General features: G+C 66.5%; 7 protein-coding genes. 3 read left to right on the forward strand and 4 right to left on the reverse strand.

Features of this window, described 5'->3' with window-relative positions; genetic code table 11:
- The first annotated feature begins 40 nt into the window (after nt 1-40).
- Nucleotides 41-709 (forward strand): alpha/beta fold hydrolase, encoded by a 669-nt coding sequence (locus tag LXM94_RS16000; RefSeq protein WP_235772470.1) that lies wholly within the window; start codon nt 41-43, stop codon nt 707-709.
- A 34-nt stretch (nt 710-743) separates the two neighbouring features.
- On the opposite strand, the gene hisG is transcribed toward LXM94_RS16000, so the two are convergent.
- From hisG to LXM94_RS16020, 4 genes are all read right to left on the reverse strand, one after another.
- Entirely contained in the window at nt 744-1,439 is a 696-nt protein-coding gene (gene hisG / locus LXM94_RS16005) for an ATP phosphoribosyltransferase (protein ID WP_235772471.1), read from the reverse strand.
- A complete protein-coding gene (locus LXM94_RS16010; RefSeq protein ID WP_235772472.1) occupies nt 1,436-2,575 on the reverse strand; it encodes an ATP phosphoribosyltransferase regulatory subunit in 1,140 nt (379 codons plus the stop codon). Before LXM94_RS16010 ends, hisG begins: the two co-directional genes overlap by 4 nt.
- Nucleotides 2,572-4,158 (reverse strand): histidine--tRNA ligase, encoded by a 1,587-nt coding sequence (gene hisS / locus LXM94_RS16015; RefSeq protein ID WP_235772473.1) that lies wholly within the window; start codon nt 4,156-4,158, stop codon nt 2,572-2,574. The genes LXM94_RS16010 and hisS overlap by 4 nt, the downstream gene beginning before the upstream one ends.
- Before the next feature lie 101 nt (nt 4,159-4,259).
- A complete protein-coding gene (locus LXM94_RS16020) occupies nt 4,260-4,883 on the reverse strand; it encodes a helix-turn-helix domain-containing protein (protein ID WP_235772474.1) in 624 nt (207 codons plus the stop codon).
- A 253-nt stretch (nt 4,884-5,136) separates the two neighbouring features.
- Between LXM94_RS16020 and LXM94_RS16025 the strand changes: the two genes are divergently transcribed.
- Together LXM94_RS16025 and copM are read left to right on the forward strand one after the other, a co-directional pair.
- Nucleotides 5,137-5,571, forward strand: coding sequence for a hypothetical protein (locus LXM94_RS16025; protein WP_235772475.1), 435 nt, complete (start codon nt 5,137-5,139; stop codon nt 5,569-5,571).
- Between the two features lie 176 nt (nt 5,572-5,747).
- Entirely contained in the window at nt 5,748-6,137 is a 390-nt protein-coding gene (gene copM, locus LXM94_RS16030) for a CopM family metallochaperone (protein ID WP_235772476.1), read from the forward strand.
- Nucleotides 6,138-6,177 lie beyond the last annotated feature (40 nt).

Raw genomic sequence — 6,177 nt, forward strand, 5'->3', positions numbered from 1 at the left:
AATGCAATCGATCTTGTTTTGCAATCATATGGAGGGGATCATGTCGACATTCGTTGTGGTTCACGGCGCCTGGACCGGTGCGTGGGGATGGGACCGGGTCGCGGCGCGGCTGAGGGCGAAGGGTCATCACGTGCATGTGCCGACGCTGTCGGGTCTTGGGGAACGGTCGCATCTGGCGCATCTGCCGATCACGCTCTCGACCCATGTCGACGACGTGGTCAACGAAGTGCTCTGGCACGATCTCGACGACATCGTGCTCGTCGCCCACTCCTATGGCGGCATCGTCGGCACCATGGTCGCCGAACGCATCGCGGAGCGCATCGCCGCCATCGTCTATCTGGAGGGCTTCATCGCCGAGGACGGCCAGTCCTTCGCCGACATCGCGGAGGCGAGTTTCGAGGGGCCGACGGTGCCTGCACCGCCGAGCGGTCCCGGCGACTACCTCTCGGAGGCCGACGTTTCCCGGTCCAATGCCAAGGCGACGCCGCAGCCGACCGGGACCTTCACCGAGAAGGCGCGCGTGACGGGCGCCTATCGGCAGATCAAGCGGAAGACCTTCATCGTCGCCACCGGCTGGGACGGCCCCTTCGGCCAGATCGCCGCGCCGCTGCGCAACGATCCGGGCTGGACGGTGCACGAGCTTGCCTGCGGCCATGACGTGCCGATCGACCTGCCGGACGAGCTGACGGCGCTCCTGGAACAGGCCTGAGGCGCGCTGCGCGCAAGACGGCGGCGGCCCGCCGTCAGAGAACGCCGCGCACCCTCTCGACGATCTCCGCCACCACCGCGTCCCCCTCATGCCCCGGCTTGCGGGCGCGCACCAGGCAGGCTTGCGATTTCAGGATCACGCCGTCCGACAATATTTTCAGGTGGTTCGCCCTCAGCGTCGAGCCGGTCGAGGTGATGTCGACGATGATGTCGGCCGAGCCGGAGGCCGGCGCGCCCTCCGTCGCGCCGAGGCTTTCGACGATGCGGTAGAGCTGGATGCCGTGGTTGCCCGAGAAGAACTGCTGCGTCAGCCGCCAGTATTTGGTCGCGATGGTCAGCCGACGGCCGTGGCGGGCACGGAAATCGGCGGCGACGTCGCCGAGGTCGGCCATGGTGTCGACGTCGAGCCAGATCTCCGGCACCGCGACGACGACATCCGCATGGCCGAAGCCGAGGCGGGCGGAGAAGTCGACGCGGGCATCCGCCTCCGGCATGCCCTCGCGCACCAGATCCTCGCCGGTCACGCCGAAATCGACCGTGCCGTTGCCGAGTTCCCGCGAAATCTCGGAGGCCGAGAGGAAGGCGATCTCGATGTCGTCGCGCCCCTCGATGCGGCCGCGATAGGAGCGCTCGTTGCCGACGGCGGCGATCCTGAGACCCGCCCGGAAGAAGATCTCGGACGCGTCGTCCTTCATGCGGCCCTTGGAGGGCAGTGCGATAGTGACGGTCATGCGGCCGCTCCCTGCCCGATCGCCCGCTCGATCCGGTCGAGCCAGAGCGCGAAACCGACGGCCGGGATGTGTCTTTCCGCGCCGAGCAGCGTCATCAGCCGGTCGAAGCGGCCGCCGCCGGCAAGCACGGCACCGCCGCCGCCGGCCGTCACCTCGAAGACGAGGCCGGTATAATAGTCGAGCGGACGGCCGAAAGCGGCGCGGTAGGTGACGGCGGCGAGATCGACGCCGGCATTGGCCAGCGCCACCACCCGCGCATCGAAGCGGGCGAGCGCGCCGTCGAGCGACAGTCCGGACTTGGCGGCAAAGGCGAAGAGCGCGGCGGGCGCATCCGCCAGCGGCAGCTCGAGCGCCAGGAATTCCCTGAGCAGGTCGAGCGTGCGGCGGTCGAGACGGGTGCTCGCGAGTTCCATCTTCTCCTTGAGGCGGCGGGCGATCTCCAGCGGCGAGCGGCTGGTGTTGGTGGAATAGCCGGTCGCCTGCATGGTTCCGTCGATATGGCCGGCAAGCCTCGCCTCGTCGTCGAGCAGGCCCAGGATCGCCAGGCGGTCGACCTCGGGGCCGAAGACCCCGGCATCGGCCGGGTTCGCCAGTTCGGACAGCAGGCGCTGCAGCTGCGCCTGGTTGCCGAAGGCATGGATGAGGCGCTTCTGCCAGCCGGAGGGAAGGCCGCAGGCGGCAACGACCGCCTCGAAGACCGACTGGTCGCCGAGCGTGACGGACAGCGTACGGCCGGGCAGACGGTTGGCGATGATGACCGCCGCGTCATGCACCGCGCGGGCATCGGCGGCGGCGACGTCGGTGTCGCCCAGATCCTCGATGCCGGCCTGGTAGAACTCGTTGGCGCCCTCGCGGCGCTGGCGGAAGACCTCGCCGAGATAGGCATAGCGCTTCGGCGTGCCGGTCGCGGTCTCGATATGGCGCAGGCAGACGGGAATGGTGAATTCCGGGCGCAGGCAGAGGCTCTCGCCGGTCTCGCTCTCCGTCAGGAAGATGCGCCGGCGCAGGTCCTCGCCCGCCATGTCGAGGAAGGGCGCGGCCGGCTGGATCACCGGCGTGTCGACACGCTCCGTGCCGAGCCGCGCGAAGTCCGCAAGCATGTCGGGCGCGAAGGCGGGCAGGTTGACGAGTGTCACGATCCGGCCGCCCGCCTGCGGTCTTCCGCCTGCGCCGCGAGGATCTCGCGCACCTTCGCGACGAGATCGGCCTCGGGCACGGTCTCCTGCGCGACGCGCGCCTCGCGCCAGGCGGCATTGTCCTCGATCTCGCCGGCAAGACGTTTGCCCTCGATCAGGTCCTTGATCTGCACGACGCCGTCGGCCCGCTCGTCGCCGCCCTGGATGATGGCGAGCGGGCAGTCGCGGCGGTCGGCATATTTCAGCTGGTTGCCGAATTTCTTCCAGTTGCCCTGGTACATCTCGGCGCGGATGCCGGCATTGCGCAGGTCCTGCGTGAAGCGCTGGTAGCGGCCCATGCTCTCCGTGTCGCCGTCCATGACGGTGACGAGAACGGGGGCGATGACCTCGTCCTGCCCGAGCTTGCCGAGATTCTTCAAGGCGGTCATCAGGCGCGAGACGCCGATGGAAAAGCCCGTCGCCGGCACCGGCTGGCCCATGAAGCGCGAGACGAGCCCGTCATACCGCCCGCCACCGCCGACCGAGCCGAACACGACCTTCTCGCCCTTTTCGTTGACGACCTCGAACTGCAGTTCGGCCTCGAAGACGGGGCCGGTATAGTATTCGAGGCCGCGGACGACGGAGGGGTCGATTTTGATGCGGTCGCTGTCGTAGCCGGCAGCCCAAACAAGATCAGCAATCACCTCAAGTTCGGTTATGCCCTCACAGCCCCGGTTCGAAGAACCAACTATCGTCATTAACTCGCTTAATGCCGCCTGCAATAGCTTTTTGTCGCGCGGATTGAAAGACATCCGCGCTTCCCTATATGCGCGGTCGCTGGCCAACATGTTGCCTATCTGCACGAATTTCAGCAGCGGTTCGATCTGCGATTCGTTGAGCCCCGCGCCGTTGGTAAAGTCGCCGGACTCATCCTTGCGCCCCTCTCCGAGCAATAGTTTGACCCCTTCCGGGCCAAATTTATCAAGCTTGTCGATCGCCCGCAGCACCGTCAGACGCCGTCCGGCATTCTCCTCGCCGCCAAGCCCGATGGCTTCCAGCACCCCATCCAGAACCTTCCGGTTGTTCACCCGGATGACATAATCCCCGCGCTTGATGCCGAGCGCTTCCATCGTGTCGGCCATCATCATGCACATCTCGGCGTCCGCCTGGACGCCGCTGGCGCCGACCGTGTCGGCGTCGAACTGCATGAACTGGCGGAAGCGGCCGGGGCCGGGCTTTTCGTTGCGGAAGACGTAGCCGGCGCGGTAGGTGCGATAGGGAAGCTGGATCTCGTTGAAATTCTCCGCCACGTGGCGGGCGAGCGGCGCGGTCAGGTCGTAGCGGAGCGACATCCACTGGTCGTCGTCGTCGGTCAGCGAGAAGACGCCCTCGTTCGGCCGGTCGCTGTCGGGCAGGAACTTGCCGAGCGCGTCGGTATATTCGAAGAGCGGCGTCTCGACCGGGTCGAAGCCGTAGCGCTCGTAGACGGCCTTGATCTTGGCGCACATCTCGTCGACAGCGCGGATGTCGGCGGCGGAGCGATCGACGAAGCCGCGCGGCAGGCGAGCCCTCAGCTTCTGCGGTTTCTTCTGTTTTTCGCTCATTTTCGCGGCCCGGATGCTTGCAATTTCCTGTGGCGCTTCCCTAGCGGATCGGGGCACGGGCGGCAAGGGCAACGGGGAAACGGGGCAGACCCGACAGGCGGTCAGACAGGGCGCGACAGCAGGTCCCAGCTATGGATGACGACGCCTTCGGACCGCGCCGCCTCGGCCGCCGGAATGAGAATGGAATGGGTATCGCCGCGAATGACGCCCGGCATGTCGGCGCAGAAGGACAGCCGCTTCATCTGCACGAAACCCTCCGGGATCGAGGTCATCGACAGCGCCGTGCCGCCATAGACGTCGATGCTGGCGATCTCGCCCGCCGAAAAACTCGCGACGATGGCCTGATCCTCGATGCAATCGCGGTAGGGACCGGAGAGAAAGCCGCGGATATTGCTGCCGACCACCGCCCGCATCTCCGGGCTCTCCCGGAACTCTTGGGGTGAGCCGGCCAGATAGCGCACGTCCCGCCCCTCCCACAGGTTGCGGCTGTCGCGCGCATTCTGGATGGAGCGGATGAGGAACTGCTCGGTCTGCGCATTGGCCCGGCGCAGAAAATCGACGATGGCGCCGATCGCCCGGAGATCCGGCGTCGCGACGCCGCGCTCCCAGCGCGACACGGTGGTCGAGGCGAATCCGAGCTTCCAGCCGATGTCGCCCTGGGTCAGGCCCACCTTGAGGCGATAGGCCTTCAACTGGTCGACGAGGTCAGAGCAGGTCTGGAGCATCCGCCACCCGGGCCGCATCACATATGCGAAAGGCTTTCATGCTTCCTCAATCGGAGGTAGAGTAAACGACCAGCAGTCCCGGTTCCGGAATTGCCAAACATCAGGTATTTCTGTTGCAAGGTCGATGATATTGCCACCGCGGACCGCATGCAAGCGAGGCCCGCCGCATTGGTGTGGCCGCAATCGCACATCCTGAAATCGATACCCTGCGGGCGACGGCACCCGCACTGGAAAGAAGGCCGGATCGAGGATCATGACACCGAAGACCAACGTGCCGCAGACGCATTTGATCTCGGTGGCCGAAATGGCGGGCGTGGACGCGGAGGCTATCGCGGACCATTTCGTCTGCGAGAACTGGACCGCCGATCTTTCGACCGGCCTCATCGCGCTCGGTCCGCAGGCGCTCGCCATGCACGACCTGGCGCGCGCGCCCTGCGGCATCATGACGATGATCAACGTCTACGACCGGGCCGACCGCGCAAAGATTCTGGCCGCCTTCGAGGAGGCCTGCGGCATGTCCACGGCCTTCACCTTCGCAACCACCATCTGCGTCAGCCCCGGCATCTTCCGCCCGGTCTTCTGCACCGGCGAATCCGACACGTCGCAGGGCGGCTCGATCCGCGGCCTGTTCGCCTTTTCCCGCCTCTGCCTCGACACCAACGGCGGCCGCGCCCGCATCCTGAACTGACGGCCGGCAGCAGCTCTCGCAAAATTGAAGAGAAGGAGCTTTCCTTGCCATGTGGCAAGGCGGGATGGTCGCGCCCTGTGCGACCCCGTCCGCCGGCGCAGGCCCGTGATTTCTTCGCGGCCCCCCGATCCGGCGAAGGCGCGCGATACGACATGCTCAAGACAAGGACAGGACGAATGCAGGTCAGACACATTCTTCTCGGCGCGGCGCTCGCGCTGGCGATTTCCACGCCGCTTGCCGCGCAGGACCATGGCACGACGGACCACGGCGCCATGGACCACGGCGCGGCGGCGGAGTCGAAAGGCGACGACAGCGCCTCCAGCAAGGCCTATGCGGCGGCCAATCTGCGCATGCACAAGGACATGGATATCGCCTTCACCGGCGATGCCGACACCGACTTCCTGCGCGGCATGATCCCGCATCACCAGGGTGCCATCGACATGGCCAGGGTGGTGCTCCGCTACGGCAGGGATCCGGAGGTGCGCAAGCTCGCGGAGGACATCATCAAGGCCCAGGAGGCGGAGATCGCGATGATGAAGGCCTGGCTGGAGACGCGGGCGAAGTGACGAACCCGACGATGCGTCGCCGGGGCGGGCCTCCCGCTCC

It is taken from the genome of Rhizobium alarense (assembly GCF_021555155.1).
In the GTDB taxonomy this organism is placed as follows: Bacteria; Pseudomonadota; Alphaproteobacteria; order Rhizobiales; family Rhizobiaceae; genus Rhizobium_D; species Rhizobium_D alarense.